The sequence below is a fragment of the Streptomyces sp. Ag109_O5-10 genome (genome assembly GCF_900105755.1).
Classification (GTDB): Bacteria; Actinomycetota; Actinomycetes; order Streptomycetales; family Streptomycetaceae; genus Streptomyces.
In genome coordinates this window covers 1,103,084-1,128,318 of the sequence record NZ_FNTQ01000001.1, presented here as the reverse complement: position 1 = coordinate 1,128,318, position 25,235 = coordinate 1,103,084, and the positions used below count along the sequence as shown (strand labels likewise).

Genomic DNA, 25,235 nt, shown 5'->3' with positions numbered 1-25,235 from the left:
GCGTGCACACCCAAGACACCGAGGGGCTCCTCCTGTCCCGGTCGCGGCAGGCCAACGAGCGGCTGCACGCCCTGATCCCGGGAGGCGCGCACACCTACGCCAAGGGTGACGACCAGTACCCCGAGAACCTGGCCCCGGTCATCAGCCACGGCAGCGGTGCCCACGTGTGGGACGTCGACGGCAACCGCTACATCGAGTACGGCTCCGGCCTGCGGTCGGTCAGCCTCGGTCACGCCCACCCGCGCGTGACCGAGGCGGTACGGCGGGAGATCGACCGCGGCAGCAACTTCGTCCGGCCGTCCATCGTCGAGGTCGAGGCCGCCGAACGCTTTCTGGCCACCGTGCCGACCGCCGACATGGTGAAGTTCGCGAAGAACGGCTCCGACGCCACCACCGCCGCGGTGCGCCTCGCCCGCGCCGTCACCGGGCGCCCGCGGGTGGCCCTCTGCGCGGACCACCCGTTCTTCTCCGTCGACGACTGGTTCATCGGCACCACACCGATGAACGCCGGCATCCCGGCGGCGACCAACGAGCTCACCGTGTCCTTCCCCTACGGCGACCTGGCCGCCACGGAGGAACTGCTCACCCGGTACCAGGACGAGATCGCCTGCCTGATCCTCGAACCCGCCACCCAGACCGAGCCGCCGCCCGGCTACCTCGCCGGCCTGCGCGACCTGGCCGACCGGCACGGCTGCGTCCTGGTCTTCGACGAGATGATCACCGGCTTCCGCTGGTCCGAGGCCGGCGCCCAGGGCCTCTACGGCGTCGTCCCCGACCTGTCCACGTTCGGCAAGGCGCTCGGCAACGGGTTCGCCGTCTCCGCGCTGGCCGGGCGCCGCGAGCTGATGGAGCGCGGCGGACTGCGCGACTCCGGCGACCGGGTGTTCCTGCTGTCCACCACGCACGGCGCGGAGACCCACTCGCTGGCGGCCGCGATGGCCGTGCAGGCCACCTACGTCGAGGAGGGCGTCACCGCGCGCCTGCACACCCTCGGCGAGCGGCTGGCCGCCGGTGTCCGCGACGCCGCGGCCGCCATGGGCCTCGGCGACCACGTCGTCGTCCGGGGCCGGGCCAGCAACCTGGTCTTCGCCACGCTCGACGAGGACCTGCGGCCCTCGCAGCAGTACCGCACGCTGTTCCTGCGCCGGCTCCTCGCCGGCGGAGTGCTCGCCCCGTCGTTCGTGGTGAGCAGCGCGCTCGAGGACGCGGACATCGACCGCACCGTCGACGTGGTGGCCGAGGCCTGTGCGGTGTACCGGAAGGCGCTGGACACCGGCAACCCCGCCGCCTGGCTGGGCGGGCGACCGGTGAAGCCGGTGTTCCGCCGCCTGGCGTGACGTGACGTCAGAGTGCGGTGCCGGGCCTGCGCGCGGCGCTCCGGTCGACCGTCCGGTCGACCAGCCACGCGGTCGCCGGTGTCACCACCAGCGCGGTGCACCAGCCGCCGAGGGCGTCGGTCGGGTAGTGGGCGCCCAGGCCGACCTCGGCCCAGCCCATGGTGGCGCCGGCGGCCAGCGCCGCGGCGAGCACGAGTGACAGGCCGGCCGCCCTGCCGAGGCCGAGCCGGCCTGCCGCGGGCAGCGCCACCATGAGGGCGAGCGCGGTGAAGAAGGCCGTGTGCCCGCTCGGGTAGGACAGGTTGCCCGGACCGTGGATGGTGCGTCCCACCACGTGCTTGAGCAGCGTGGTCGTCCCCACGGTCAGGCCGGAGCCGACGGCGACGAGCACCGCGGCGCGGGGCCGCCGCACCAGCAGGCAGCCCGCCACCCCGGCCACGATCACCAGCGCCGACCCCACGGGTTCCCCCAGGAAGTCCAGGGCCAGGGCGACCTGTCGCCACGGCCCCCGCACGCTGTCCGCCGTCGGCCGGACCAGCCACCGGTCCACCCCGCCCGGCTCGCTGTGCCCGGCGTACCGCACCCCGAGGACGACGACCACCAGGGCGGCGGCCGCCGAAATCGGCCCCAGCCACACGCGCAGCGACCGGGGCACCAGCGCGCGCGACGCGGACCCGGCCGGACCGATCTCCAGCTCCGCTCCTGCCGGCCGATCCAACGTGAGCCCCCCGTCATGTCCGAACGCCCCCTCAGCGACCATAGCCGCCCGGCGCCGAACCGGTGGCCGGACCGGGGGCACGGTTCAAGCCGGTCGGGTCCGAGGCACGGCCGCCGGCGTCGGCCGTCCCGATCACGGTGCCGCCGCACCCGCCGGTGGCGAGGTCCAGCGCGCCGCCCCGGACCCAGTACAGCGCCGCCGGCCGGGCCGGTTCGCGTCGAGCCGCACCCATGCGTCGCCGAACCTCGGCAGCCTGCGCGGCCCCGTGCCCCCACTCCCCATGTGCGGCCTCCGCGCCGGCACGTTCGGGCGTCCGGCGGGGCGCCCGCCACCCGACCGACGCCGCCCGGCTCTCCGCCGGGCCGCGCCGACAGCCTTATGCCCAGCAGCCGTTGACCGTGGCCGCCAGGCCGTCGAGGGCGTCCTTGGTGGCGGCCGGGTCGGCGGTGGAGTTGTTCTCGATGAAGGAGAAGACCTTCCAGCGGCCGTCCTCGGCCTTGGTCAGCCCGCTCAGCGCGATCGCGCCGGTGAGCGTGCCCGTCTTCGCCCGGACCTTGCCGACGGCGCACCGCGAGTCCGCGGTGTCGAAGCGTCCCCATTCGGGCCCCAGGGTGGAGCCCGCCTCTCCGGCGACGGGCAGGCCCTCGATGATGTACGCGAGGGTCCGGGCGTTGCGCGCGTCGTCGGCGACATCGAGGATGGCGGCGACGGCCTGTGCCGGGATGCGGTTGGCGCGGGACAGACCGCTGCCGTCGTGGATCTCGTAGTTGTCCAGCGAGATGCCGTACCCGCGGAGCACCTCGCGTACGACCGCGGTGCCGTCCTCGAAGGTCGGCTGTCGGCCGGCACCGATCGCGGTCATCCGCAGCAGGGTCTCGGCGATGTCGTTGTCACTCACCTTGAGCATGTGCTCCACGATGGCGGACAGGCGGTCGGACCGGTGCTGGGCGACCGGCACGTCGCCCGGGCCGGCCGTGCCGCGGGTGACACCGCCCGTGACGGTGACGCCTTGCTGGGCGAGGAACCCGGCGAAGACCCGGCCCGCGTCCAGGGACGTGTCCGTGACCTGGTGTCCGTCGACCACCAGTGCCCGTACCGGTGCCACGGAGTCCGGGTAGTAGCCGTCGTTCCAGCCGGTCGCGAGCGTGGGCTCGGGGAAGAGGCTGTCGTCGACCCGGACCTTGACCGAGGTGAGACCCGCGCTCCTGAGTCCCGCGACGGCGGTCGTCGCCAGCGCCTGGAGGTCGGCGCCGGTCAGGGTGCGGTCGCCGCCGCCGACGAGGGTGAGCGTGCCGGCGCCGTAGACGGCTCTGGTGGTGAACCGGTGGTCGGGGCCGAGCACCGTCAGCGCGGCGGTGGCGGTGCCGAGTTTGGTGTTGGACGCGGGCATCAGCGCGGTGGTCGCGTCGTGGCCCCAGACGGTCTTGTCGGACGTGGCGTCGATGACGACGCCGCTCAGCGTGGAGCCGAGACGGCTGTCCTGGACACGGGTGCCGAGATTGTCCGCGATCTTCTGTTCGGCGGGGTCGAGTGCCGTGGCCGTGGCCGGGGAGACGGTCTCGTCGGCGGCGAAGGCGCTCGTGCCGAAGAGGAGCGTCCCGGCGATGGGCGCGGTCACGGCGACGACGGCGACCCGGCGGAGCACGGCGTGGCGGGTTCCGGCCCTGCCGCGACAGTCGGCCGGGAGGGCGGAGAATGGGGGGTTGGACATGCGGACCTCGTTGAAGTGCTTGCGGAACAAGGGGAGTTGGCAGAAGTCTTCGGAGTTCTCAGAAGAGAAAGCTACAGCCGTGATCCGGTTCCTCCGCCGCAACACGAAGGGCACCCCGCCTCGTGGCGAGACGGGGTGCCCTTCGTCCTCCCGCTTGAACGGCGCACCTGGCCGGCGATCCCGGCCGGCCGTCAGGGACAGTCGTACGAGAAGCGGGCGGCGGTCACCCGGTGACCGGGAGACAGGATGCGCAGTTCCGCCCGTGCCGCACGGTGGCCCGGTCCCTGGTAGGTCCATCGAAGGTGCAGGCGCGCGTGTCGCTCTCCCCGGGCCAGCACTTCGTGCAGGACGCCGGACGCGGTGCCGTCGCTTCGGACCCATCGGTAGGAGAGGGTGCCGGGACGGCCGTTGGTGGTGACCAGACCGACGATGTCCGCGGTGCCGTCGCAACCCAGCGCCGTCGGCCTCGCCGTGACGGCAACCTGGGTGACCGCCACGGGCTGCCCGAACCGCTGCCAGGCCAGGAGGACGAGGACGGCCACCACCAGCAGCGCCGGCAGAGCGTTCTTGCGCAGCCGCCGCCGACCGGAGGGGGCGGGAGCCGACGACGTGGCGGCAAGTGCCGGGACGGTGCGGTGCGCGACGGCGGCCGTGACACCGGGTCCGAAACGCAGCACGCTGCCCTCGACACGGTCGGGCCGGGTCGGGGAAGCGCTCGCCGGGACCGGTTCGACGAGAGTGTGGTCCGTTTCGGGTCGCTGGATCCAGTGGCTGTCCAGCACGGTGGCGCTGTACTCGCTGTCGGGGCCGGCGGTCCGGTCGTCGGGGACGTGGCCTTCGGTGGGTCCCGGACGGAGTGTGGGGCTGTGCGCGTCGGCGGGTGCGAGCGCCCGCGTGGGCTCCTCGTCCTTCGCCGACGGCGTGGGCGTGTTGTCGCTCTGAGCGGTCATCCGATCTCACACTGCCTGGTCAGGATCTGCTGCGAGGCGTCGCCGGAAGCCGGCGCCGGAGTGGTCGTGGCCCGGACCGTCCAGTAGCAGCCGTCGTTCTGGACGGTGTGGTCGACGGTGAGCGTGTACTGGGTGGCTCCGCTGCGCTCGAAGGTCTGGGACGCACCGTCGGGGGAGCCGGCCACTCCGCCCGTCGTGCCCGTGAACCACGAGACGGTGACGGAGATCGGCCCGCTGCCGTCCGTGGTGACGGTGATGGTCGCGCTGGAGGTCGTGGGGCCCGTCTGCCGGAAGGCCGATACCGCGACGTTCTTGACGGCGGGAGCGACAGGCGGGGTGGAAGAGGCGGCCGTCGGTGTGGCCGACGTGGAGGAGGCCGGCTCGCTGGGCGTCGCCGACTGCGTGGGTGAGCCGGTGGCGGAGGCGGAAGGCTGGGCGGTCGGGGTGGCAGACGGGCCCGAGGGGGAGACACCGGGTGCCGGGGAGACTCCGGGGGTCGGCGACACGTCACCTGACGGGGTGGGCGCCGTGGGCGGGGAGGTGGGCGGCGCCGCCTCGGCGCCGGCCCGGGCCGTGGTGGTGGCCACGGCCTCGGCGGTCCGCTCCGCGGCGCCCGCCGAGGCGTGCCGCATTCCGTAGGTGAGCAGGAGGCCCAGGAGTACGGCGGCGGCCGCGACGAGCATGCCGGGCCGGCCGGGTCGCCATGACCGGGCCCAGCCGTGGCGTGGTGCCTGGCCGAGGACCGTACGTGCGGTGTCCGTGGTGGAGGACCGGGAGGAGCGGGCCGAGGGCAGCAGCAGCGCCAGAAGGGCCACCAGGGCGGCGAGCCGGGCGCGGCCGCGTTCCTCCCAGTCGGCCCCGTAGGCGGCGCCGGCGATCGCCTCCAGTTCCGTCACGAACGCCTCGGCCTGTGCCGGCCGCCGGTCCGGTTCCTTGGCCAGACCGCGACGGACCAGCTCGCGCACCGCCGCGGGGACCTCCTCCACGGGGACGGGGGCGTCGACGTGCTGCAGGGCCAGTTCGGCGATGTTGTCGCCCGAGTACGGCTTGTGCCCCGTCAGGCACTCGAAGAAGGTGGCCGTGGCCGCGTACACGTCCGCGGCGCAGGAGGCGGGGGCGCCGGTCCACTGCTCGGGGGCCATGTAGGACGGGGTCCCGGCCACACCCGCGCTGGTGCCGGCGTCCACCGCGATGCCGAAGTCGACGAGCTTGGACGAGCCGTCCGTCTCGACCAGGACGTTCTCCGGCTTGTAGTCGCGGTGGACGACGCCGACGCGGTGTGCGTCGGCGAGACCGAGCAGCGATCCCTTGAGAAGGACGAGCGCGGCCTCGGGACCGAGCGGTCCCTGACGGCTCAGCAGCGTCCGCAACGAGACACCGTCCACCAGTTCCATGACGATGGCGGCGCCCTGCGGGCTCTCCACGTACTCGTACAGGCCGGCCACGTACAGGCTCCGCAGTCCGCCGAGCAGGCGCGCCTCCGCCCGGAAGTCGTGCACGAAACCAGGCCGCGTGCGCAGGGAATCGCTGAGGTACTTCACCGCGACCCGTACGCCGGTGTCCGCGTGCACGGCCAGCACGACGCGACCGCTCGCACCCGCCCCGAGCTCCAGAGACTCGGTGTATCCGGGCACCACCCATGTGCTCACGTCATCCCCCCAGACGCCGTGCCGCCGTACCTGACCAACTCCAGAAGCGGCTGGACCACGCGTTGAGAGACACATTTTCAGCCGCGGCGGTTGCGGGACAGGACGATGCCGGCCACCCGTCGCCGGCGTGAGCGTTCCAGTCTGCCGATGGCGACAGCGCGGTCATACCGAGGGCGCTCGCCACTCGTCCCCATTGATGACCCGTACCGCTTCGCCGACCGGACGACCCGCACCGCATCGCCGACCTGACGACCCGTACCGCTCGCCGACCCTTGTCGCGCATCGCATCGGCCAACCCAGCCCCCCACCACCACGAAAGAGGCCTGCATGCTCCGCATCCACTTCACGCCGCAGGACTTACAGAGCATCCGCGTGGCCCGGCGTCCCGATCCGCTGTGGGAACTCGTCTGCGCCGCCTGCCGGCTGGGCACCCGTCAGGGGCCGCTCGAGTTCGGGGCATGGCGCCGCGGCGTCCTCGAGCGGACGGCACAGGACCTGGAGGCGCGCCGTGCGCTGCGCCTGCTGGGGACGCTCGTCCCGCCCGTCGGCTACATCCCCGACTTCCTCACCCCGTCCGTTTTGGACGGGGGCCTGCCCGCCGGGCTCGCACAGGTACGCGCGACGCCCCGCGGCCGTCTGCAGCGGGAGTTGGGCGTCCTCGCCCAGGCCCGCCCTCTCCCGGCGTGGACGACGGCGCTCGGCAGGCCGGGAGACCGCGGAATGGGATCGCTGGTCAGGGCGTTGGAGATCTCCTCCCGAACTCTGCTCGAACCGCGGTGGGGGCAGATTCGCAGGGCCGTGCAGGACGAGGTCGACCTGCGCGCCCGCACCCTCCTGGACGGCGGTGTCCGCGCTCTGCTGGAGAGCCTGCCGTTCGCCCGCTGGCATGCCCCGGTGCTGGAGGTGGACTACCCCGTCGATCGGGACCTGCACCTGGAGGGCCGGGGTCTGCTGCTCCTGCCCTCCTACTTCTGCTGGCGCAGGCCCACCGCGCTCGCCGACCCCGCCCTCGGGCCGGTCCTCGTCCATCCGGTCACCGCACGGCCGTTGGAGACGGCGGTCCCCGAGGGCGGCGGACTGGAGCGGTTACTGGGCCGTACCCGGGCCACCGTGCTGGTCCAGGTGGCACGTGGCCGTACCCGCACCACGTCCGAAGTCGCGCAGGCCGTGGGCATCGCCCTGCCCAGTGCCAGCTACCAGCTCGCCGTCCTGCGGGACGGAGGACTGGTGGCGAGCCACCGGGAGGGCCAGTTCGTACGGCACTCGGTGACGTCCACGGGCCACCGGCTGCTGGGCGCGGACACCGGACGGCGGACGGAGACCGATCCGGCCTGTCGTCCCTGAGCCCCGCTCTGTGCGCTGGGCCGCGGAGGCCGTCCGGCTCGGCAGCCGGCCGTCCGGCTCAGCAGTTGCGGATCGAGTACACCGGCGACCAGTTGACGGCGTAGACCGCGTTGTCGGCCGGGACGGTCTGCAGCAGACCGCCTCCGGAGCCGTAGAGACTCGCGACGGCACCTCCGGTCTGGCTGTTCTGGGCCTCGGCCCAGTCGATCCAGTTCGAGAGGGTGTAGCGGGTGCAGGAGTAGAAGAAGAAGATCTTGAACTTGCCGGCCGTCGGATCCCAGACGGAGGCGCAGAAGTAGCCGCTCTGGCAGTACACGCCCCCGCCGGCACCGGCGTAGGCCGTACGGACGGCCGGAGAGGTGGAGGGGGCCACGGCCAGGAGCGGCGCGGGGCGGGCCGCCTTCGGCGCCGCGGGCATGGTCATGACGTGTCCGTGGCGGGTGCCGGGCGAGGCCGGGACGGCCTGCGCGGTTCCGGTGCTGAGGAGGGCGGCCCCCATCGCGAGAGCGGCGCACAGTCCGACAAGTGAGCGCTTGACAGGCACGGTTCGGTAGTCTCCCGTCCGGCATGGCGGTGTCCGCGCATGCTCGTGTCATGGTTGTCCCCGGTCCGACGGCCGTGTGCGGGTCGCGCACGGCCACCATGTGTGGCTGGACCACGGTGGCGTCCGGTACGGGCGACGTCAACGACGCCCATGGGCCGTAGCGATGCCGTCCAGTGGGCCTGTCGCGCCCTCAACGGGCTTGCGACCTGCGACAGTCGGCCGTCCGTGGACGTGATGCGGCCGTGCCCGGGGGCAGCGGCCTTTCGAGGACGTTCGAAAGGCTTCTGCCGGGCCCGCGCGATCGGCGATCGTCGCCGTCAGGGCACGTTCCGTGCCGCTGTCCCAGCTGTCCCGCTGCCGTCTCGACGGAGGTCTCATCCATGCGCGCGAAGCGCTCGCTGCTCGGCATCATCGGCGTGGTGGTCTGCCTGCTGATGGCCGCCCTCGCCACCGGTCCGGCACAGGCGGCAACCGCCTCCGGCCCTCGTACCAGTGCCTCTGCACAGGTCGCGGCCGCCGTCTCCCCGACGATCTCTCCCGCCACCACCGTCAGCTACCGCACGGACGACCAGACGTTCACCTGTGGGGCGGGGAACCTCTGCCTCGAGGTGCGGGATCCGACCGTGTCCAAGTGGAAGATCTTCTACCTCTACAACTGCAACCGCTACTACCTGTCCAACTGGTACGGCAACGGCTACTACCTCAACAAGCAGACCGGGTCGGTCACTTCCTACCTCTACGACGCCAACGGGAACGTGCTGCGCGCCTTCTCCCCGCCGCAGGTGGGCGACCAGGACTGGAACCCCGTCTGGTCCGTCCGCAACTGCTGACACACATGCCGGGGCCGGCCCCTCCGACGGTGGCCGGCCCCGACTCGTGCCTCTTCGGCTCCGTCCGAACCGACGGACGTGTCCCTCGTGCAGCCCCGCTCGCCGTCGCCGGCTTCCCCGTGTGCCCTCGGCGGCCGTCTACCAGCAGGCCGGCAGCGTGTTGGTCTCGCTGCTGATGGCGGTGTCCTTCATCCAGCCCCACTGGCCGTTGTCGGCCTCGGTCCACTCCCAGCGGTATGGGTGTGGTCCACCCACATACTCCTCGGGCAGACCGCCGTCGTAGCGGAAGTCGAACCAGCTGGGGTTGGAGTACATGTACCCGACGATGCGGCTGGAGTCGGGGTAGAGGCGGGCGAGGTCCTTGTAGCCGTAGACCGGCGCTCCCACGCGGTTGTTGCACCACCAGTGGCTGCCGCTGTACCAGCAGCCTGATGCCGCCGAGGCGCCGGGCGCGGTGGTGGTACCGAGCCCCAGCACCAGTGCCGTGGCGCCGAACAGGGCAGCAAGGGTGTTCCGTGTACGCATGTGACGGGGCTCCAGGGTGCGTTGCAGGAGTGGACCATGGAAAAGCAGCCGGTGGCGCCGCGCGGCCGTCCCCGATCACCCGTAGCAGTCGGGGAGCGGGTCCGTCTCGCTGGAGATCGCGGTGTCCTTCATGAAGCCGAGCCGGCCGTTGTCCGCGACCGTCATCTCCCAGCGTGTGGAATGCGGCCCGCCCACCCACGCCTGGTCGTCCTCCTTGCACCAGAACCAGCTCGGGTTGGAGTACATGTAGCCGACGACGGTGTTCGGGTCCGGGTAGATGTGGTTGTCCCCGACCGTGCCGTACACCCGGGCGCCGGAGACGTTGTTGCACCACCACTTGGTGGAGCCGTCGTTCCAACACGGGCTGGCGGCAGCCGCGGAGGGCGCGGTCGCCACCGCGACTCCCACGGTGAGCGCCGTGGCCGCCAGCAGAGCGCCCACCCTCGTGGCCTTCATGCCCCTGCCCGGCCGGTTTTCCTTGCGCATGTGCTCCCCCTCGGTTTCACAGGCTGAGTCCGTTCGTCCGAGTCTGGAGCGGTCACCGCACTCCGGTCACACCTTTCGAACACGGTCGAAAGGCTCGCCGGGCACCATCACGGCGGGCGGCGCGCAGTCAAGGACCCCCGCCCGGTTCCCGCGCTGCCCGAACAATGGCCGAAAACGCCGCCTGACGGGAGACTCCCCAGCTCAGGCCCTTCTCGGCGCCTCCGCAAGCGAGGGCACGGACCGGGGGCGCCTTGGGACGGAGGTTCTCGGGCACGGCGCACTTCTGCCCGGCGACTTATGCCATGTGGTAGCCTCACGTGTTTGCGCGGTCGTCGCGGTGGGCAATTCTGCCTGTTCCGGTCGTCCTGTGCGCGGGCTGTTCACACCTGCCGGGCCTTCCTCGGTACGTCCCCCTGCGGAAGGCTGTTCATGAAGCATCCCGATGACTCCGGCATCGCTCACGGCGGTCCCGCCCAGCCCGAGGCAACGGCCCCGGCGCTGCTCCCGGCCGTCACCTTCGCCGGTCTGGAACTGCCGACGGCGGTGCTGCGGACACTGAGCGAACTCGGGGTGCGCGATCCCTTTCCGATCCAGGCCGCCACACTGCCCGATGCCCTGAAGGGGCGCGACATCCTGGGACGCGGGCGCACCGGATCAGGCAAGACGCTCGCCTTCGGCCTGCCGCTGCTGACACGTACAGCCGGGCGGCGCGCCGAACCGAAGCAACCCCTCGCTCTGATCCTTGTGCCCACCCGGGAGCTGGCCCAGCAGGTCACCGAGGCGCTGGCGCCGTACGCCGAGGCACTGCGGTTGCGGATCGCCACGGTCGTCGGCGGAACGTCGATCGGCCGGCAGATCGCCGCGCTGCGCCAGGGAGCCGAGGTGGTCATCGCCACCCCCGGACGCCTGCACGACCTGATCGAGCGCAACGCCTGTCGCCTGGGACGGGTGCGAATCACCGTGCTGGACGAGGCCGACCAGATGTGCGACCTGGGGTTCCTGCCGCAGGTCACCGACGTGCTCGACCAGGTGCATCCGGACGGTCAGCGGATGCTCTTCTCGGCCACTCTCGATCGCGACGTCGATCAACTGGTCCGCCGCTACCTCCACGACCCCGTCGTCCACTCGGTCGACCCGGCCGCGGGCACGGTCACGACGATGGAGCACCACCTTCTGGTCGTCCACGGCCCTGACCGCTACGCCGTCACCACGGAAATCGCCGCCCGCGACGGCCGCGTACTGCTGTTCCTCGACACCAAGCACGCCGTCGACCTGCTCACCCGGCATCTGCGGGCCAGCGGGGTGCAGGCCGGGGCCCTGCACAGCGGCAAGTCCCAGCCACAGCGCACCCGGACCCTGGCGCAGTTCAAGAACAGCCAGATCACCGTTCTGGTGGCGACCAATGTCGCGGCCCGTGGCCTGCACGTCGACGACCTCGATCTCGTGGTCAACGTCGACCCGCCCACCGACGCCAAGGACTATGTGCACCGGGCGGGCCGCACCGCCCGCGCCGGTGAGTCCGGCAGCGTGGTCACGCTCGTGCTGGCGGGCCAGCGCCGCGAGACGAGCCGCATGCTGGCCGGGGCCGGCATCGAGCCGACCGTCACCAAGGTGCGCTCGGGCGAGGCGGAGCTGAGCCGGATCACCGGCGCCAAGACTCCCTCCGGGATCCCGCTCGACGGCGGGCCCGCCGTCCCCCGACCCAAGAACACCAACGCTCCCTTCCGCGGCCTCGGCACCAGCAAGGGCACCTCCCGCGGCGCCGGCGGCAAGTCTCCGAAGGCCGCCGAGGCCCGCAAGCTCGCCGAGGCCCGCAGGGCCGCCCTCGTGCGTCGCAACGGCTGAGAGCCGTTGCCCCGGCAGCCTGGCCACGGGATCGACAACCCCCGGCCCGGCCGAAGAGGGATACCCGCCGAAACGGAGCGGGATGACGTTGCCGGCGCCTCGCACTGCGCCCGGCATGACAAGCTGTGCTTGCCCACCCCCGAACCCAGGAGGTCACCATGACCGCAGAGCCCGCATCGACGGAAGGTTCGGAGCCGGCTGCCCCCGAGACACCCCCTCTGGAGCCGGACAGCGAAGGCAACTACGACCTCAAGCGCAAGTTCCGCGAAGCCCTGGCGCGCAAGCGCGGTGCGCAGGCGGACGCCGCTGATGTTGCCGCCAAGTCCGATGCGTCGAAGGTACGTTCGGCGCACGGCCCGGCCGCGAGCCAGCGGTCGTTCAGGCGCAAGAGCGGCGGCTGAGTCGAGGAGTCCCGCGATCTGACCGCTTCACCGGCCCGCGCGCCATCCACGCGCGCGTCCTGTGCAGTGGCCCGCGACGTGCGCGCGCCTGTGCGCGCGTCGCGGGCGGGGCGTAGCCGGCGGACTCGCCCGGGGGAATGGCCCAGATGCGGTTGGCTCGGGGCGGTGGCGCCGTCGAACCGGCATTCCGGGATGAGAGCACCGCCTTGTCCAAGGGCGCGCGGCCCGTGTTGCGCGCCTTGCTCCCTCGCGGACCTGCCGGCCGCCCACGGCGAGGCGATCCGCCTCGCCGTGGGCGGCGGCTTCGCCGCCGTCCGGTCCGGGCGTGCCGGAGCTCGATGCTCGCGGGGCCGCCACCGGAACCGGGACCGTGCCGCCCGGCCGTGGCTCAGGCGTCGATGATCACGGGGATGATGAGGGGCTTGCGGCGATAGGTGCGGAACGCCCAGTTCGCGACGGCGCGGGCGAGGAGCTGTTCGAGTTGACGCGCGTCCCCGACGCCCTCCTCGGCCGCGGTGGCCAGGGTCTTCTCGATGACCGGGATGACCGGCTCGAAGGTGGCGTCGTCGTGGACGAAGCCGCGGGCCAGGAAGTCGGGGGCCTCCGCGAGGGCGCCGGTGTCCGCGTCGACGATCGCCACCACCGTGACCACGCCTTCGGCGGCGAGGGTGAGGCGGTCCTTGAGGGACGCTTCGGTGGCGCCGCCGACTTCCATGCCGTCGACGTAGACGTTGCCGGCGGGGACCTTGCCGGTGATGGACGCGCGCCCGTCGACCAGGTCGACGACTACGCCGTCCTCGGCGATGACGACCCGTTCGGGGTCGACACCGGTGCGGATGGCGAGGTCGGCGTTGGCCCGCAGGTGGCGCCATTCGCCGTGCACGGGCATGACGTTGCGGGGTTTGACGATGTTGTAGCAGTAGACGAGTTCGCCGGCGCTGGCGTGCCCGGAGACGTGCACCTTGGCGTTGCCCTTGTGGACCACGTGGGCGCCCCACCGGGTGAGTCCGTTGATCACCCGGTAGATGGCGTTCTCGTTGCCGGGGATGAGGGAGCTGGCGAGCAGGACGGTGTCGTCCTTGCCGATGCGGATCATGTGGTCGCGGTTGGCCATCCGTGACAGCGCGGCCATCGGTTCGCCCTGGGAGCCGGTGCACACCAGTGTGATCTTGTGGTCCGGGAGCTTCTCCAGTTCCTTCGTGCTCACGACCAGACCGGAGGGGACTTTCAGATAGCCCAGGTCACGGGCGATGCCCATGTTGCGGACCATCGACCGGCCGACGAAGGCGACCTTGCGGCCGTGCTGGTGGGCGGCGTCCAGGACCTGCTGGATGCGGTGCACGTGGCTGGCGAAGCTGGAGACGATGACGCGGCGCGGCGCGGTGCGCATCACCTGCTCGATCGCCGGGTTCAGCTCTCGCTCGGAGGTGGTGAAGCCGGGCACCTCGGCGTTGGTGGAGTCGGTGAGGAACAGGTCCACGCCCTCCTCGCCGAGGCGGGCGAAGGCGCGCAGATCGGTGATGCGGTCGTCGAGAGGGAACTGGTCCATCTTGAAGTCGCCGGTGTGCAGCACCATCCCGGCCCGGGTGCGGATCGCGACCGCGAGGCTGTCGGGGATGGAGTGGTTGACCGCCACGAACTCGCAGTCGAAGGGCCCGAAACCGCGCCGGTCGCCCTCCCGCACCCGCACCGTGCGCGGCCGGATGCCGTGTTCCTTGAGCTTGGCCTCCAGGAACGCCAGGGTCAGCTTGGAGCCGACGACGGGAATGTCGGACCGCTCCCGCAGCAGGTACGGCACGCCGCCGATGTGGTCCTCGTGGCCGTGGGTGAGGACAACGGCCACGATGTCGTCCAGCCGGTCCCGGATCGAGGTGAAGTCCGGCAGGATCACGTCCACGCCTGGCTGGGTCTCCTCGGGGAACAGTACGCCGCAGTCGACGACGAGCAGCTTGCCCGCGTGCTCGAAGACGGTCATGTTGCGGCCGATCTCACCCAGGCCGCCCAGGGCGATGACCCGCAGCCCTCCTTCGGGAAGGGGCGGCGCGGCTTTCAGCTCGGGGTGTGGATGACTCATACCCTGACGGTACCCGGAGATCGGGACGGGATGATCCATTGCCTGTGGGATCTCCGCTTCCCGACGGAGCGGAATACCCGCAGCGGGTGCCTCGGCACGATCGCGTCACGCCGACGGCCGGAACAGGCGGGGGGTGAAAGCGGTGCCCACCTTCCGGTGGCTCGTGGCGTGATGTCGTTCGGCGCCGTTCGTTCCACGACTGCTCCGGGCGAGACTCCCTTGGGCGTCGGAAAGCAGCGCGAAGGCTCGATCGTCGACCAGCGAAAATTGACCCGATCGAAGCGGGGACCGGCCAGCCGAAGGGCCCGGAAGCGGTCCGGATCTTGATCGAGAGCCGGCGCCTACGGATGCACTCGTCCCGGCCGCATCCGACGTCCTGGGAGTTCGTGCCTACCACGTGGGAGGAGACGAGCCCCGGCCCAGGCGGTCGGGGGCTTTGACTCCCATTGCTCGGCCACGTACGTTTCATGACAAGTCGACCGGTCGCTTAGTCGGTCGCGGTGCCCTCGGCGCGAAGGCGGAACACGCCGGGCGCAGCACTACTCCGGGCGCCGTGACGACGCCTCCCTTCCGCCTCCGTCGCCCGCCGTCGCCGCCCGTCTGCCCGGCTCCGGTCGGTTCCTCCGACGGCACCATGAGAGGGGAACAACGCAACATGAGCACGTTCACCGGGATCGCCCACATCGCCATCGTGGTGCGCTCCATGGACACCAGCGTCGACTGGTACGAGCGCGTACTGGGATTCGAGCCCGTCGGCGGGGTGCGGCCCGGGCCTGCCGAGGCAGGACATCCCCGGCAGCTCATGCGGCACGCCGACAGTGGGCTCGCCCTGGCCGTCCACGAACCCCTGCGACGCAGTGGCGACATGTTCGATCCTTCCCGCACCGGACTCGACCACTTCTCGCTCGCCGTCACCGACCGGACCGCCCTGGACGACTGGGCCCGACGCCTGGACGACCTCGGAGTATCCCGTTCGCGTGTACGGGACGCCGGCTACGCGGAGTTCATCTCCGTGACCGACCCCGACGGCATCGCCTGGGAGCTGTGGGCCCCGAGACATGTGCAAGGCGCCGCCTCTCAGCAGTGAGAAAACAGGTCGTAGGTGTGCGGTCGCCTGTCATGACAACGTTCACGCGAGGTGCACGGGGGGCGAGCCCGTCGAAGTGCGTGCCTGGGGCGGGCTTCAGGGTGCGCGCCGGTAACACGTGGAAATGCGCGGGGGAATTGACGAATTGACGACCGCACAGATCTCCGGCTGCTCCGACCTGTTCGACGTCAAGGACGGTCCGGAATCGCTGCAGGAGCTCAAGAGTCTGTTCGCCGAGACGCCGCTGTTCCAGTGAGGGCACGGTGGAGTCCCGCTGCTTCGTCATGCTAGCCGAGCGGCACGGACAGGTGGTGGGCGACCGTACGCGATGCGGATCTCCCCGACGTCCTCCACGGCACCGCCCGCGAGGCCGGTCGCCGACCGAGCGCCGCGGCGTCGGCGGTCTGGCTGCCGGACGAGCGCCGGGGCGATCTCCGCCTCGCACTGGCGGGTGGACACCCGCCGTCGATCTTCATGTTCCCCGGGTGGACGGCTCTGGACGGCCCGTCGGCCTCGGCACGAGCGCTGAGATCGACGGGTCCGGCTTTCCTGGTGGATCCTGACCCCGCAGCTCCCGGCCAGACCTGCGCGCTGCGTTGTCCGTGAACCGCCTGCTCGGGCCTCGCCATCGCCAGGGACCGGCGTTTCGGCGCCCACAGCCTGCCGCGGGCTGGAGATCGACGGCAGGTCCTCGACCACCGAGTGGTCGGCGCGGAAGGACATCGGGGAGCGCCCGTGTCCCATGAGTCCCAGAACCCTGGTCGGCCCCCGTTCTCCGATACCAGCACCACGGCTCTGCCGCCCAGCCGGGACCTGATGCCCCCGGAACCGGTCCGGGAACGCGGTGTCCAGCCACCGGCCGCTGCATGCCCGGGCGCCGGTAGCGGCCCGTTCACCGAGCAGTTCGCCGTACGAGCAGGCCGCCCGCGACTCGCCCGAGCGGGCTGCTTCCCCGGCGTGTTGCGCTGCCTGCCGTCAGCTCCGGCCGGCCGTGCGGCGCCCGCGCGCGACGGACACCGCGCAAGTGGCCACGTACGCACCGCCCGACGCGGCGATCACGTTCTCATGCACGGCCACCCTCCGCACCGGGGCGCTGCTTCTGGGCGTCGACGACAGCTCGCTCCAGCACGGCGGTGGATTCGGTGACCGTGCCGGGCTCGACGCCGTCTGCCTGCTCCACCTGGACGGCACGACTGCCGAGGTAGGCGTACGTCTCGGGGTCGAAGATCCACTCGGTGCGCTCGCCGGTCTTCTGGTCGACGTGGGCCAGGGCGATGCCCTCGCGTCCCGCGGCGTCCTTGGCATGCTTCACCACGACTACCCCGGGGATCCTGCCCGCGGCCCGGTACAGCGCCGCGTTCAGCTTCGCCGGTGCGAGCTGTTCGTCGAGGAGGTCGCCGACCGTGGAAAACGCCTGCTGGTCCGGGGAGTTCCCCTGGCCCCTGGTCTCCTTGTAGATCTTCTTCAGCAGGGCGTCCGGGTCGGTGGGCAGGGTCTTGAGGTAGTCGTAGGAGGGAGCGGTCAAGCTGTTCTCGACGGCGCTGTCGATGGTGGTGCCGCCCTTGGCCTGGTAGCCGGGCTCGTCCAGCCAGCCGTGCTTGCCGTCGGGGGATTTCCAGACCTCGCGGATGTGCAGGGGCTGGACCCAGGCCTTGGAGTCGTCCGTGTCGGTGTGGGAGACGGTCAGGTAGGAGACCTCGCTCTTCACGTAGACGTACTGGCCCGGCCCGGGTTCGGGCATCGTGCGGGCCGTCGCGGCGGCCGCGATGTGCTCGACGGTGGAGGCGAGCTGGGCCGTGCTGCCGGGCTCGACGCGGACGACCGGCGCCGCGACCGGGGGCGGGGTGGCCGCGGCCGGATCACCGCCCCCGGAGTTGGTCAGCGCGGTGAACGCGAACGCGCCGGCCAGGGTGGCCGCGGTGGCCGGGACACCGATCACCAGGACACGGCGTGCGGGGCGGCGGGAGGGCGCCGGGACGGCCGCGGTGGGCTGGATCTCGTTCATCAGGTGCTCCTCGAGAAGCAGATGACGGTCGAGCGACAGGTGTGGGTCTCCCGGTGCCGGCAGCAAACGGGCCAGCTCCGCGTAGTCCAGCGGCCCCTCGGGCCGTGACTTCTTGCGGATCATTCGGACCTCTCCTCGTACGACTCGTGTGACCGGGCCGCGGAACCGCGGCCGCCCTGTACTTGTCCGTTGCGCGGCGGCGGTTCCCTGCGTCTCCTCAGCTCCTCCTCGGCCAGCCTGCTCAGCCGTCTGCGAGCCCGGGACAGGCGCGAGCGCACGGTGCCGACCGGGACGCCGAGCGCGGCCGCAGCTTCCGCGTAGCCGAGTCCGGACCACACACAGAGCGTGAAGACCTCGCGCTCACTCCGGTTCATCTTCCTCAGCGCGCGCTGGGCTGCGGCCAGTTCGTCGGCATCGGCCATACGGCCGACGAGTGCGTCGGCGAAGTCCGGGACCGTTTCCCTGGCCGGCAGGCGCTGCAGGGCCCGCTGATGGCGGCGCGCGGCGCGGGTGGTGTTGCGCAGTACGTTCACGGCGATGCCCATCAACCAGGGGCGCGGGCTGTCGCCCTCGTCCCGCAGTTTGGCGCGCAGTCGCCATGCCTCCAAGAAGGTCAGCGAGACGATGTCCTCGGCGCCGCTCCAGTCCCCGGTCACGCGTACCGCGTGCCGGTGAACCAGTCGGGCGTGGTCACGGAAGAGCTCGCGGAACGCCTCGGGGTCGCCAGCCCGTATCCGGGTGTGCAATGAGTAGTCCACGTGAGGCTTTGTCCAATCGGCGGGGCAGGTTCCCATGGCGTGCGTCACACGGAGGGGGGACGTGCGTCTTCGTGGCCGGCTCGCCCATCGCCGTTCCGGCCCGGCCTCCCCACCCGGTTCCGGTGCGTCCCCCATAGTCCTGGGAGCGTCTCGCCGGTCGTGCCGCGGTGGGGTGGGTGCGCTGACCGATGTGTGCCACGGGGTGTGGTGAACGTCGCACGACGCGGTGACCTCGGAGTCGTTTCATCCGTGCCGTGCGTTCACCTTTCACACGTACGAGAAAAACGTGACGGTGCCACGTTTTCGGTGACGACTTGGTTCCCCGCCTTCTTGCGGTGTGATGCGAACGCAATCGTCACCGCCTTGACTGGTGACGCACTCGGGTGCAGCCTTGTGGTCACCGGGCCGCGCGAAGCGGTTCGACGTGACGAGAGCGAGGACACCGTGGCAAACGACTCAGCGACGGACGCGGCAGCGGCGGCGCGGCTCGCCAGGTTCGGCAAGCTGCCGGAACGTGTCCGGTTCCAGGAGATGGTCGAGGAGAAGAAGGCCGCACCGAGCGGCGCGGAGATCGTCTCCTACAACGCCGAGGGCTCCTGGAACCACTTCTCCTGCCTGGCGTTGGATCTCGGGTTGTGACGAGACGGACGGCGGGAGCCGTCCGCTCGGCCGCTGTCGGTATGGAATCACACCATGCACGTTCCGTGGAAGTGTGACCAGAACGACTACGGCGGTGGTCGAGCGCTCCAGACTTCACCCTAAGGATGAGAGAAACCGCAGGTGGCGGCCGGTGTGCAGGGTTGTCGGACCGGGCGGGGGCCACCGTGCCAACCAGTCGGTCGGCATGGAGTGTGTGACCGTGCCGTTAAACTTGCGGCGTCAATCAACTTGGTCGACAGTCGACAGGGGCAGCACTGCTTGCTCGCCGTCCGCGGCCGCTCCGGTGACGAGACCGTCATGTCGGCGGCGGCGCCGCGAAGCGCCCCGCAGGACCGGGAACGGTGCCAGGTCATGTGAGGGCGGCATCGTTGTCCCCCGGACGTCGGCCGAACACCCCCAGATGGAGCGTCTACACCATGGGAACGACTGCCACGGACCTCGCCGCGGGACTCTTCAAAGTGCTTGAGACAGGGGATCCCGCGCTGGCCGTCCGAGTAGTGCACGAGGAATTCCACAACCGCGAGGCGTCCGTGGCCCCCGCGGCGTGCCGCATCGCCGGCCCCGCGGGTGTGCTGGCATCGAGCGCGTGGATGCGGTCCGCGTTCGAGGAACTGCGGCTGCCCTTCCTGGAGACGATCCACAATGACGACCAGGTGTGGGTCCGGCTGCGGATGCAGGGCCGTCACAGCGGCGCCTTCGTCCTGTTCAAGGACGGTGCGGTGGACCAGGTGGTGCCGCCCACCGGCCGGGAGATCGACTTCGAGCAGATTCATGTCCTCGACCTGCGGGACGGCAAGGTCATCCGGCACGAGGCGGTACGCGACGACATCGCGATGCTCGGTCAGCTGGGGGTCTTTCCCCCCACACCGGCGGCGGGGATGAGCATGCTCGCCTGGAAGGTCACGGGGCGGGCCTCCCGGGCGGCCGCGGAAGTGACGACCAAGGCGGCTCAGGCGGCTCAGGCGGCCGCCACGACGGCGACCGTGCCGACTGCGTGAGATCGCACCGCCGGTTGACCGCCGCCGCATGTCGGGCGGCGCTCGCACACACGCACACGCGGGGGGGGGTCCGCGCCCTACGCGTGTAACGAGCCAATCGAAACAGTCGCCCTCGTGGTGATGCCGCCTCGGCGGTACGCCGCGGGCAGCGGGCCGGCGCGCTCCCGCGGGTCGGCCAGTGGCCGGGTCGGCCTGGGGCGACGCCGAGTCAGGAAGTCCCCACCGTGCGCATTCTCTTCTTCAGCACCCCTCTCCGCAGACGTCTCCTGCCGATGTTGCCGCTGGCCCGAGAGCTGATCCGGCAAGGTCACGAGGTCGCCTTCTCGACTGCCGCGGAGGCGGCCCCCTGGCTTGAACCGGAGGGCTTCGAGGTGATGTCCCTCGGGCCGGGTTCAGATGAGTTGACCGCCGAGGTCGCCCGACGGCTCGGCGCCGACATCCTGTTCAGCTCGGACAGGGAGCTCACGGTGGAGCTCTTCGCCGGAGCGCGGGTGGATCTCATGGCGGACGAGGCGGTGGATCGGGCGCATGGCTGGGCGCCCGACCTGATCATCTGCGAAGACCGCGACTTCGTGGGCCCGTTGGTCGCGAGCGTGCTCGGCGTGCTGTGCGCGGTGGCGGTCACGGGTCCTGTGCCGGACCCGGAAGAACTCGACGCCCTCACGGCAGCGGTACGCCCGCGCTATGCCGATCGCGGTCTTCGACCGCCCTCCCGGGTGCCCGCCGGGCACCGGTTGCTGGATCTGTGCCCGCCGAGCCTGCAGCGCGAGGGGTGGCAGCATCCCCCTGACCGCATCGCGCTGAGACCCGAACCCGCCCTGAGGCCGGCCGGGAGCCCGCTGAAGCACCCACGCGCCGCCACCGGACGGCCACTGGTGCTGGTCGGCCTCGGTGCGGAGGCCGAGACGTCGCTGGAACTCGGTTCGGTGGTCCGTTCGTTGCGCACGCTGCAGGTCGACCTGGCGGTGGTCGCGGGGGACAGGCGGGCCGAGGAGCTCGGTGCGGAACACGGCCGGATACGGCTGTGCGGCGGCTTCCCGGCCGACGACGACTGGGAGGCCGTCCGCGCGGTGGTCCACGACGGCGGCCCGGAGATCACGCTGGCCGCTGTTGCCCGCGGTATCCCCGCTGTCGTCGTCGCGGAGTCGCCCGAGCAGCGGGAGCGGGCGGCGCGCCTCGCTTCGGCCGGGGCGGGGATCGTGTTCCCGGCCCGGACCGCGGACCCCGCGATGATCGCGTCGGGGATCGAGCTGCTGCTGTCCGAACCACGGTTCGCCGCCGCGGCGGCCCGCATCCAGGACGACATCGTTGTCATGCCGTCGGCGGCAGAGGTGGCCCGACAGCTGGTGGCGTGGGTACACGGGGAACGCGAGCGCCGGGCGCGGACGAGTGTGACGGACCGAGCCTCGTGAGTCTTCCGGCATACCCGAGAGGCTCCGTCGGCGTGCTGACCGTCAGCTGGGCGCTATGCGGTCCAGGACCTTGGCGGCAGCGGCGACGTCACAGCCTTCCAAGCGTGAGAAGACGTGACGTCGTACGCTCGCGAGGTTGGTGGGCCATGCCTGCTTCAACTGCGTCCATCCGGCATCGGTCAGGACGGCCAGCCACGCCCTGCCGTCGTCCGGCGCCTTGCGCCGGGTCACCAGCGACTGCGACTCCAGCCGGGTCACCACCCTGGTCATACCGCTCAGTGACAGTCCGCACATGCCGGCGAGCTCACTCATCCGCATCTGGTTGTGCGGCGCCTCCGAGAGGTGCACCAGAACCATATACTCGGTACCGGTGACCGAATGTTCTGCGAGCATGTCCGCGTCGACTACGCGGGGCAGGAGCGTCATCACTCTGCCCAGGGCTCGCAGGAACGCCTCCTCGTCACTGTTGAGGGGTTCGATGGTCGTCACGTCTGCCATGAGCACAGCCTAAATGGCGCACGCACGTTACAGCCGCCGTGTGTACGGCTTGAGTGACGCCGAAGGGATTCCCGCATTGAGTCGTTACATGGTTGCAGGGCGAACTTGGTGCTGGTGCGTGCTGATGTGCCCCGCACGCGTTCTGCCCGCCGACCGCATGATCTGACCTGGTGCGTCGGTCCGCCCGGTCAGCCGGCGTCCGCGCCGGTCCCGGAGGCGACGCGCTCTTCGGGCTCGCGAGGGGTGTACAACACCGAGCGCTTCTGGCGGTGCCGACGGACGCGTCCTTTTGCCACCAGTGACTCGAGGGTGTTCCGCACCACCTGGGGTGTCGGAGACCGGTCCGGGTGTTTCTCCAGGAGCTCGTCCCGCAGCTCTTTGGCCAGGCGTGGTTCGTCATGGCCACGCAGCAGGTCCATGAGGATGTCTCCGAGCAAGGGGTGACGCGACTTCTCCTCCGTGCCGGACCCGGTCGCGCCCACGGCCTTCCGCCTGCCGGCTGACCCGGACATCCGCTCCGGTGCCCCGCCTGGCGCACCGGGGACGGCGCCGCTCACATGCCTTCCCTGGCCGGGCACCGACTCGCTCTGTGTCTCCTCGGGCGGTCGCGACGAGTCCGACAGGCCTTCGTATCGTTCGGCGAGAGACAGGATGTCCATCAGCAGGGCCTCTTCCTGCTGCAACGCCGTGATTTTCTCGGTCAATTCCCGTTGCCGTCGGCGATTTTCCGCAAGATCCGACACGGCCTGGTCGACATATCGCGACCGGAGCGTGGCGGCCGATTGGCTCGTCACAACCGTTCACTCCCTCTCATCGATGACGCTGCGCATGCTACCTACAGCTGTGGGTGGCGGCATACCGAGCGGTCGGCCGATCATGCCCGTGACGACGGCGATCGTCGAGGTGCTCGTGTGTGGGCCGGAAGACACCTCCAGTGTCGGCCGTCCTTCCCGACGGCGGGAGGCGTCTTCCGCCGCCGACCCCGAGGAGTATGCTCCTTCCGCTCCGGCGGTCTTGGCCGCGAGACCGGCGGACCCGCACGGGTCCGGCGGGCGCGTCGAGATGCACACGTGTCTCAGGACGCCCGGCTGACACGTCCCGTGCGCGACCGCTGCTCGGCGGCCGGACATGTCTTCGGCAGAGGTCGCCACCACCCGCCCGCGGCGCGGGTTCCGACAGCACAGAGTTTGGGGAGAGTTCTGGTGTTCAGCATTACCGTCCGTGACCACATGATGATCGCCCACAGCTTCCGGGGCGAGGTCTTCGGGCCTGCCCAGCGGCTGCACGGGGCGACGTTCGTCGTGGACGCCACATTTCGCCGCCCTGAACTGGACGACGACAACATCGTCGTCGACATGGGCCTGGCCGGAGCGGAGCTCCGGGCGGTGATAGGTGATCTCAACTACCGCAACCTCGACGACCAGGCGGAGTTCAAGGGGATCAACACGTCCACGGAGTACCTGGCGGCGCTGATCGCCGACCGTCTCGTCGACCGGATCCACGCGGGCGCGCTGGGCAGGAGTGCGCTCGGCATCTCCCAGGTCGCGGTGACCCTCCACGAGTCGCACGTGGCCTGGGCCTGCTACGAGCGCCCCGTGTGACGGGGTGCCGACGTCCATGGAGGTCGGCACCCCTCGGCATGCCGATGCCCGCCGTGCGGGGGCCGGCCCGATCGGCGATTCACAAGCTCACCTTCTACCGGTTAGCGTCATACGTGTGCCGAGCTGGAGACCGGCGCCGATGCCCTGGGAGGCACCGGCGATGACGGCGGCCTTCTTCGAGGGGGTGCTCGCGATGATTCTCCAGACGGTGAGCGTCACACGTGTGAGCTGTGCTGGGAACCGGTGAGTCTCAGCCTGGAGCGGTTCGGACCTCCCGGCCTGCCGAGCGCGAAGGGCGGGGCAGGTGTCCCGGTAGGAGAGAAGCCCCCAGGGGACGCATTTCGAGTGCTCGCCTTTTGACACGTGACGACCGGCCGCCTAACGTAGGCGACCGGTCGTCTACTTCGCGGCTCCTGGCCGGCCTGGGCCGCCGCGTGACGGGCGGCCATGTGTCGGCCGGTGTTCGCGCGGAGCGCCCCCGGCACCCGAGACGGCTCGCCGTCCGGTGACGACGAGCCGACCATGCAGGTCCCCGGGCCGGAACCAGCCGCGGGGCATGGCGACGGATTCCGGGCCCGGCTGAAGCCCTCGCCCCGGGACCGGTCCGAGAGGAGACGAGGTCATGAAGGAATTCCTGGTCGAGATCACCACCACGGTGCCCGAGGGCACCGATCAATCCGAGGTCGACCGGATCCGGGCCGCCGAGGCGGTGCGGGCGAAGGAACTCGCAGCCCAGGGGCACCTGTACCGGTTGTGGCGCCCGGTCGGAGAACTGCGGAGCATCGGGGTGTGGTGCGCCGACGACGAGGCGGAGCTGCGGGAGAAGGTCCTCGGAAGCCTGCCCCTGTGGTCCTGGATGACCGCGGTGGTCACCCCCCTGCAGCCCCACCCCAACGACCCGGGCCGCGCGAGCTGATGCCCTGGTCGGCTGTCCGGGTCGGTCCTACGTGGGCCACGGGGCGTCGGCTGCCATGGGCGACGGCCGGTGCGGGCCACTGCCGCCGTGCGTGCGGCCGCCGTTCAGCCGGCGGCGGCCCGCGGCGAGGTCTTCTTGCGGGCACGGTACGCGGCGGCCTTGAACTTGTTGCCGCAGGACTCCATGCCGCACCACTGGCGGCGCATCCCCCGGGAGCGGTCGATGTAGACACGGGTGCACTCGGGGTTTTCGCACTCCTTCATCAGGGGGACGTCCGGCCCGCCGAGCAGTTCCACGGCATGCCGCGCGACCGTGGACAGCGCTTGTTCGGCGGTCGCCTCGGTACGGCGCCCGGTGCGGGTGAGCTGCGGTGTCGCCGGAGGCATGCCGGCGGCCCGGTTGAGCCTGCGCAGCATTCCCTCGTCGTACTTCTGCCCGAGGTGGCGGGCGGTCACGAGGGCGTAGATCGCCTCCCGCACCTCTTTGGCCTGTTCGACGTCGGCCTCGTCGGCGGGCGCGATCTCGTCGACGAGCCCGGACTCGAGGAACCAGGCGTCCAGCCGGTCCGGGGTGGCGAACATCTCGTACCGCACCGTGCGCCGGGCACGCAGAGTCGCGGCGAAGTCGAGGGCCGGGTTGCCGCAGACGAAAGCATGCTCGTAATTCACGTCACCATTTTGACAGGTGATTGTTGGTGGGAGCAAGCGCCGCAGCTCATGCGGGGCCCGGCATGGCGGACCCACCCTCGCCCCGCGGTCGATGCGCGCCGTCGACACGTTGACACCCTTCGCGAAGCCGTGCCACTATCGTCACCACTTAAGCCGGTGACGAATTGACACCCGGGGGTCGAGAGGCCCAGCCGGCCGGTCCGATCCGAGGTTGCACA

25 protein-coding genes are annotated in these 25,235 nt (G+C 71.1%); 11 read left to right on the top strand and 14 right to left on the bottom strand.

Annotation, left to right across the window (positions count from 1 at the left end):
• Positions 1-2 precede the first annotated feature (2 nt).
• On the top strand, positions 3-1,337 hold the full coding sequence (locus tag BLW82_RS05285) for a glutamate-1-semialdehyde 2,1-aminomutase (RefSeq protein ID WP_177232844.1): 1,335 nt from the start codon (positions 3-5) through the stop codon (positions 1,335-1,337).
• A gap of 7 nt (positions 1,338-1,344) precedes the next feature.
• On the opposite strand, the gene BLW82_RS05280 is transcribed toward BLW82_RS05285, so the two are convergent.
• The 5 genes from BLW82_RS05280 to BLW82_RS05260 all read right to left on the bottom strand — a co-directional run bounded on the left by BLW82_RS05280 (position 1,345) and on the right by BLW82_RS05260 (position 6,365).
• Complete coding sequence (locus tag BLW82_RS05280) at positions 1,345-2,025, bottom strand: phosphatase PAP2 family protein (protein ID WP_371131476.1); 681 nt, start codon at positions 2,023-2,025, stop codon at positions 1,345-1,347.
• Between the two features lie 61 nt (positions 2,026-2,086).
• The gene (locus BLW82_RS05275) at positions 2,087-2,287 is read right to left on the bottom strand and encodes a hypothetical protein (protein WP_093497691.1); all 201 of its coding nucleotides are present in this window, start codon (positions 2,285-2,287) and stop codon (positions 2,087-2,089) included.
• A gap of 144 nt (positions 2,288-2,431) precedes the next feature.
• The gene (dacB, locus tag BLW82_RS05270) at positions 2,432-3,766 is read right to left on the bottom strand and encodes a D-alanyl-D-alanine carboxypeptidase/D-alanyl-D-alanine endopeptidase (protein WP_093507873.1); all 1,335 of its coding nucleotides are present in this window, start codon (positions 3,764-3,766) and stop codon (positions 2,432-2,434) included.
• Between the two features lie 191 nt (positions 3,767-3,957).
• On the bottom strand, positions 3,958-4,716 hold the full coding sequence (locus BLW82_RS05265) for a hypothetical protein (RefSeq protein ID WP_093497690.1): 759 nt from the start codon (positions 4,714-4,716) through the stop codon (positions 3,958-3,960).
• On the bottom strand, positions 4,713-6,365 hold the full coding sequence (locus BLW82_RS05260) for a serine/threonine-protein kinase (RefSeq protein WP_093497689.1): 1,653 nt from the start codon (positions 6,363-6,365) through the stop codon (positions 4,713-4,715). Before BLW82_RS05260 ends, BLW82_RS05265 begins: the two co-directional genes overlap by 4 nt.
• Positions 6,366-6,692: 327 nt before the next feature.
• Here BLW82_RS05260 and BLW82_RS05255 point away from each other — a divergent pair, with 327 nt between their 5' ends.
• A complete protein-coding gene (locus BLW82_RS05255; RefSeq protein WP_093497688.1) occupies positions 6,693-7,709 on the top strand; it encodes an ArsR/SmtB family transcription factor in 1,017 nt (338 codons plus the stop codon).
• Between the two features lie 58 nt (positions 7,710-7,767).
• On the opposite strand, the gene BLW82_RS05250 is transcribed toward BLW82_RS05255, so the two are convergent.
• Positions 7,768-8,253: a hypothetical protein gene (locus BLW82_RS05250; RefSeq protein WP_143063644.1), complete on the bottom strand. Its 486-nt coding sequence runs from the start codon at positions 8,251-8,253 to the stop codon at positions 7,768-7,770.
• A 380-nt stretch (positions 8,254-8,633) separates the two neighbouring features.
• Between BLW82_RS05250 and BLW82_RS05245 the strand changes: the two genes are divergently transcribed.
• Positions 8,634-9,083, top strand: a complete 450-nt coding sequence (locus tag BLW82_RS05245) for a hypothetical protein (RefSeq protein ID WP_093497686.1) — start codon at positions 8,634-8,636, stop codon at positions 9,081-9,083.
• Between the two features lie 138 nt (positions 9,084-9,221).
• Here the strand turns inward: BLW82_RS05245 and BLW82_RS05240 are convergent, their stop codons facing one another.
• Both BLW82_RS05240 and BLW82_RS05235 read right to left on the bottom strand, forming a co-directional pair.
• A complete protein-coding gene (locus BLW82_RS05240) occupies positions 9,222-9,608 on the bottom strand; it encodes a hypothetical protein (protein ID WP_093497685.1) in 387 nt (128 codons plus the stop codon).
• A gap of 75 nt (positions 9,609-9,683) precedes the next feature.
• On the bottom strand, positions 9,684-10,094 hold the full coding sequence (locus BLW82_RS05235; RefSeq protein ID WP_256215651.1) for a hypothetical protein: 411 nt from the start codon (positions 10,092-10,094) through the stop codon (positions 9,684-9,686).
• 429 nt (positions 10,095-10,523) lie between these two features.
• On the opposite strand from BLW82_RS05235, the gene BLW82_RS05230 reads away from it, so the two are divergent.
• Together BLW82_RS05230 and BLW82_RS05225 are read left to right on the top strand one after the other, a co-directional pair.
• On the top strand, positions 10,524-11,939 hold the full coding sequence (locus BLW82_RS05230) for a DEAD/DEAH box helicase (RefSeq protein WP_093497684.1): 1,416 nt from the start codon (positions 10,524-10,526) through the stop codon (positions 11,937-11,939).
• Positions 11,940-12,097: 158 nt separating this feature from the next.
• Positions 12,098-12,340 carry a DUF5302 domain-containing protein gene (locus BLW82_RS05225; protein WP_093497683.1) on the top strand — a complete coding sequence of 81 codons (243 nt, stop codon included), beginning with the start codon at positions 12,098-12,100 and terminating at the stop codon, positions 12,338-12,340.
• Between the two features lie 388 nt (positions 12,341-12,728).
• On the opposite strand, the gene BLW82_RS05220 is transcribed toward BLW82_RS05225, so the two are convergent.
• Positions 12,729-14,414, bottom strand: a complete 1,686-nt coding sequence (locus tag BLW82_RS05220) for a ribonuclease J (RefSeq protein WP_093497682.1) — start codon at positions 14,412-14,414, stop codon at positions 12,729-12,731.
• Between the two features lie 655 nt (positions 14,415-15,069).
• Between BLW82_RS05220 and BLW82_RS05215 the strand changes: the two genes are divergently transcribed.
• Positions 15,070-15,501 carry a VOC family protein gene (locus BLW82_RS05215; RefSeq protein WP_177232843.1) on the top strand — a complete coding sequence of 144 codons (432 nt, stop codon included), beginning with the start codon at positions 15,070-15,072 and terminating at the stop codon, positions 15,499-15,501.
• A gap of 1,063 nt (positions 15,502-16,564) precedes the next feature.
• On the opposite strand, the gene BLW82_RS05210 is transcribed toward BLW82_RS05215, so the two are convergent.
• Entirely contained in the window at positions 16,565-17,629 is a 1,065-nt protein-coding gene (locus BLW82_RS05210; protein WP_093497680.1) for a CU044_5270 family protein, read from the bottom strand.
• Complete coding sequence (locus BLW82_RS05205) at positions 17,626-18,264, bottom strand: RNA polymerase sigma factor (RefSeq protein WP_218162353.1); 639 nt, start codon at positions 18,262-18,264, stop codon at positions 17,626-17,628. Before BLW82_RS05205 ends, BLW82_RS05210 begins: the two co-directional genes overlap by 4 nt.
• A 444-nt stretch (positions 18,265-18,708) precedes the next feature.
• Between BLW82_RS05205 and BLW82_RS05200 the strand changes: the two genes are divergently transcribed.
• From BLW82_RS05200 to BLW82_RS05190, 3 genes are all read left to right on the top strand, one after another.
• Entirely contained in the window at positions 18,709-18,903 is a 195-nt protein-coding gene (locus BLW82_RS05200; protein WP_093507870.1) for a hypothetical protein, read from the top strand.
• Positions 18,904-19,340: 437 nt separating this feature from the next.
• The gene (locus BLW82_RS05195) at positions 19,341-19,922 is read left to right on the top strand and encodes an ester cyclase (protein ID WP_093497679.1); all 582 of its coding nucleotides are present in this window, start codon (positions 19,341-19,343) and stop codon (positions 19,920-19,922) included.
• A 224-nt stretch (positions 19,923-20,146) separates the two neighbouring features.
• Entirely contained in the window at positions 20,147-21,334 is a 1,188-nt protein-coding gene (locus BLW82_RS05190; protein WP_093497678.1) for a glycosyltransferase, read from the top strand.
• A gap of 42 nt (positions 21,335-21,376) precedes the next feature.
• Here BLW82_RS05190 and BLW82_RS05185 read toward each other — a convergent pair whose 3' ends face one another.
• Together BLW82_RS05185 and BLW82_RS05180 are read right to left on the bottom strand one after the other, a co-directional pair.
• On the bottom strand, positions 21,377-21,832 hold the full coding sequence (locus BLW82_RS05185; protein WP_093507869.1) for a MarR family winged helix-turn-helix transcriptional regulator: 456 nt from the start codon (positions 21,830-21,832) through the stop codon (positions 21,377-21,379).
• A 188-nt stretch (positions 21,833-22,020) separates the two neighbouring features.
• Positions 22,021-22,626 (bottom strand): BlaI/MecI/CopY family transcriptional regulator, encoded by a 606-nt coding sequence (locus BLW82_RS05180; RefSeq protein WP_093497677.1) that lies wholly within the window; start codon positions 22,624-22,626, stop codon positions 22,021-22,023.
• A 408-nt stretch (positions 22,627-23,034) separates the two neighbouring features.
• Here BLW82_RS05180 and BLW82_RS05175 point away from each other — a divergent pair, with 408 nt between their 5' ends.
• Complete coding sequence (locus BLW82_RS05175; protein ID WP_093497676.1) at positions 23,035-23,433, top strand: 6-pyruvoyl trahydropterin synthase family protein; 399 nt, start codon at positions 23,035-23,037, stop codon at positions 23,431-23,433.
• 622 nt (positions 23,434-24,055) lie between these two features.
• A complete protein-coding gene (locus BLW82_RS05170) occupies positions 24,056-24,349 on the top strand; it encodes a muconolactone Delta-isomerase family protein (RefSeq protein WP_093497675.1) in 294 nt (97 codons plus the stop codon).
• Between the two features lie 104 nt (positions 24,350-24,453).
• On the opposite strand, the gene BLW82_RS05165 is transcribed toward BLW82_RS05170, so the two are convergent.
• A complete protein-coding gene (locus BLW82_RS05165) occupies positions 24,454-25,017 on the bottom strand; it encodes a CGNR zinc finger domain-containing protein (RefSeq protein ID WP_093497674.1) in 564 nt (187 codons plus the stop codon).
• Between the last annotated feature and the right edge of the window lie 218 nt (positions 25,018-25,235).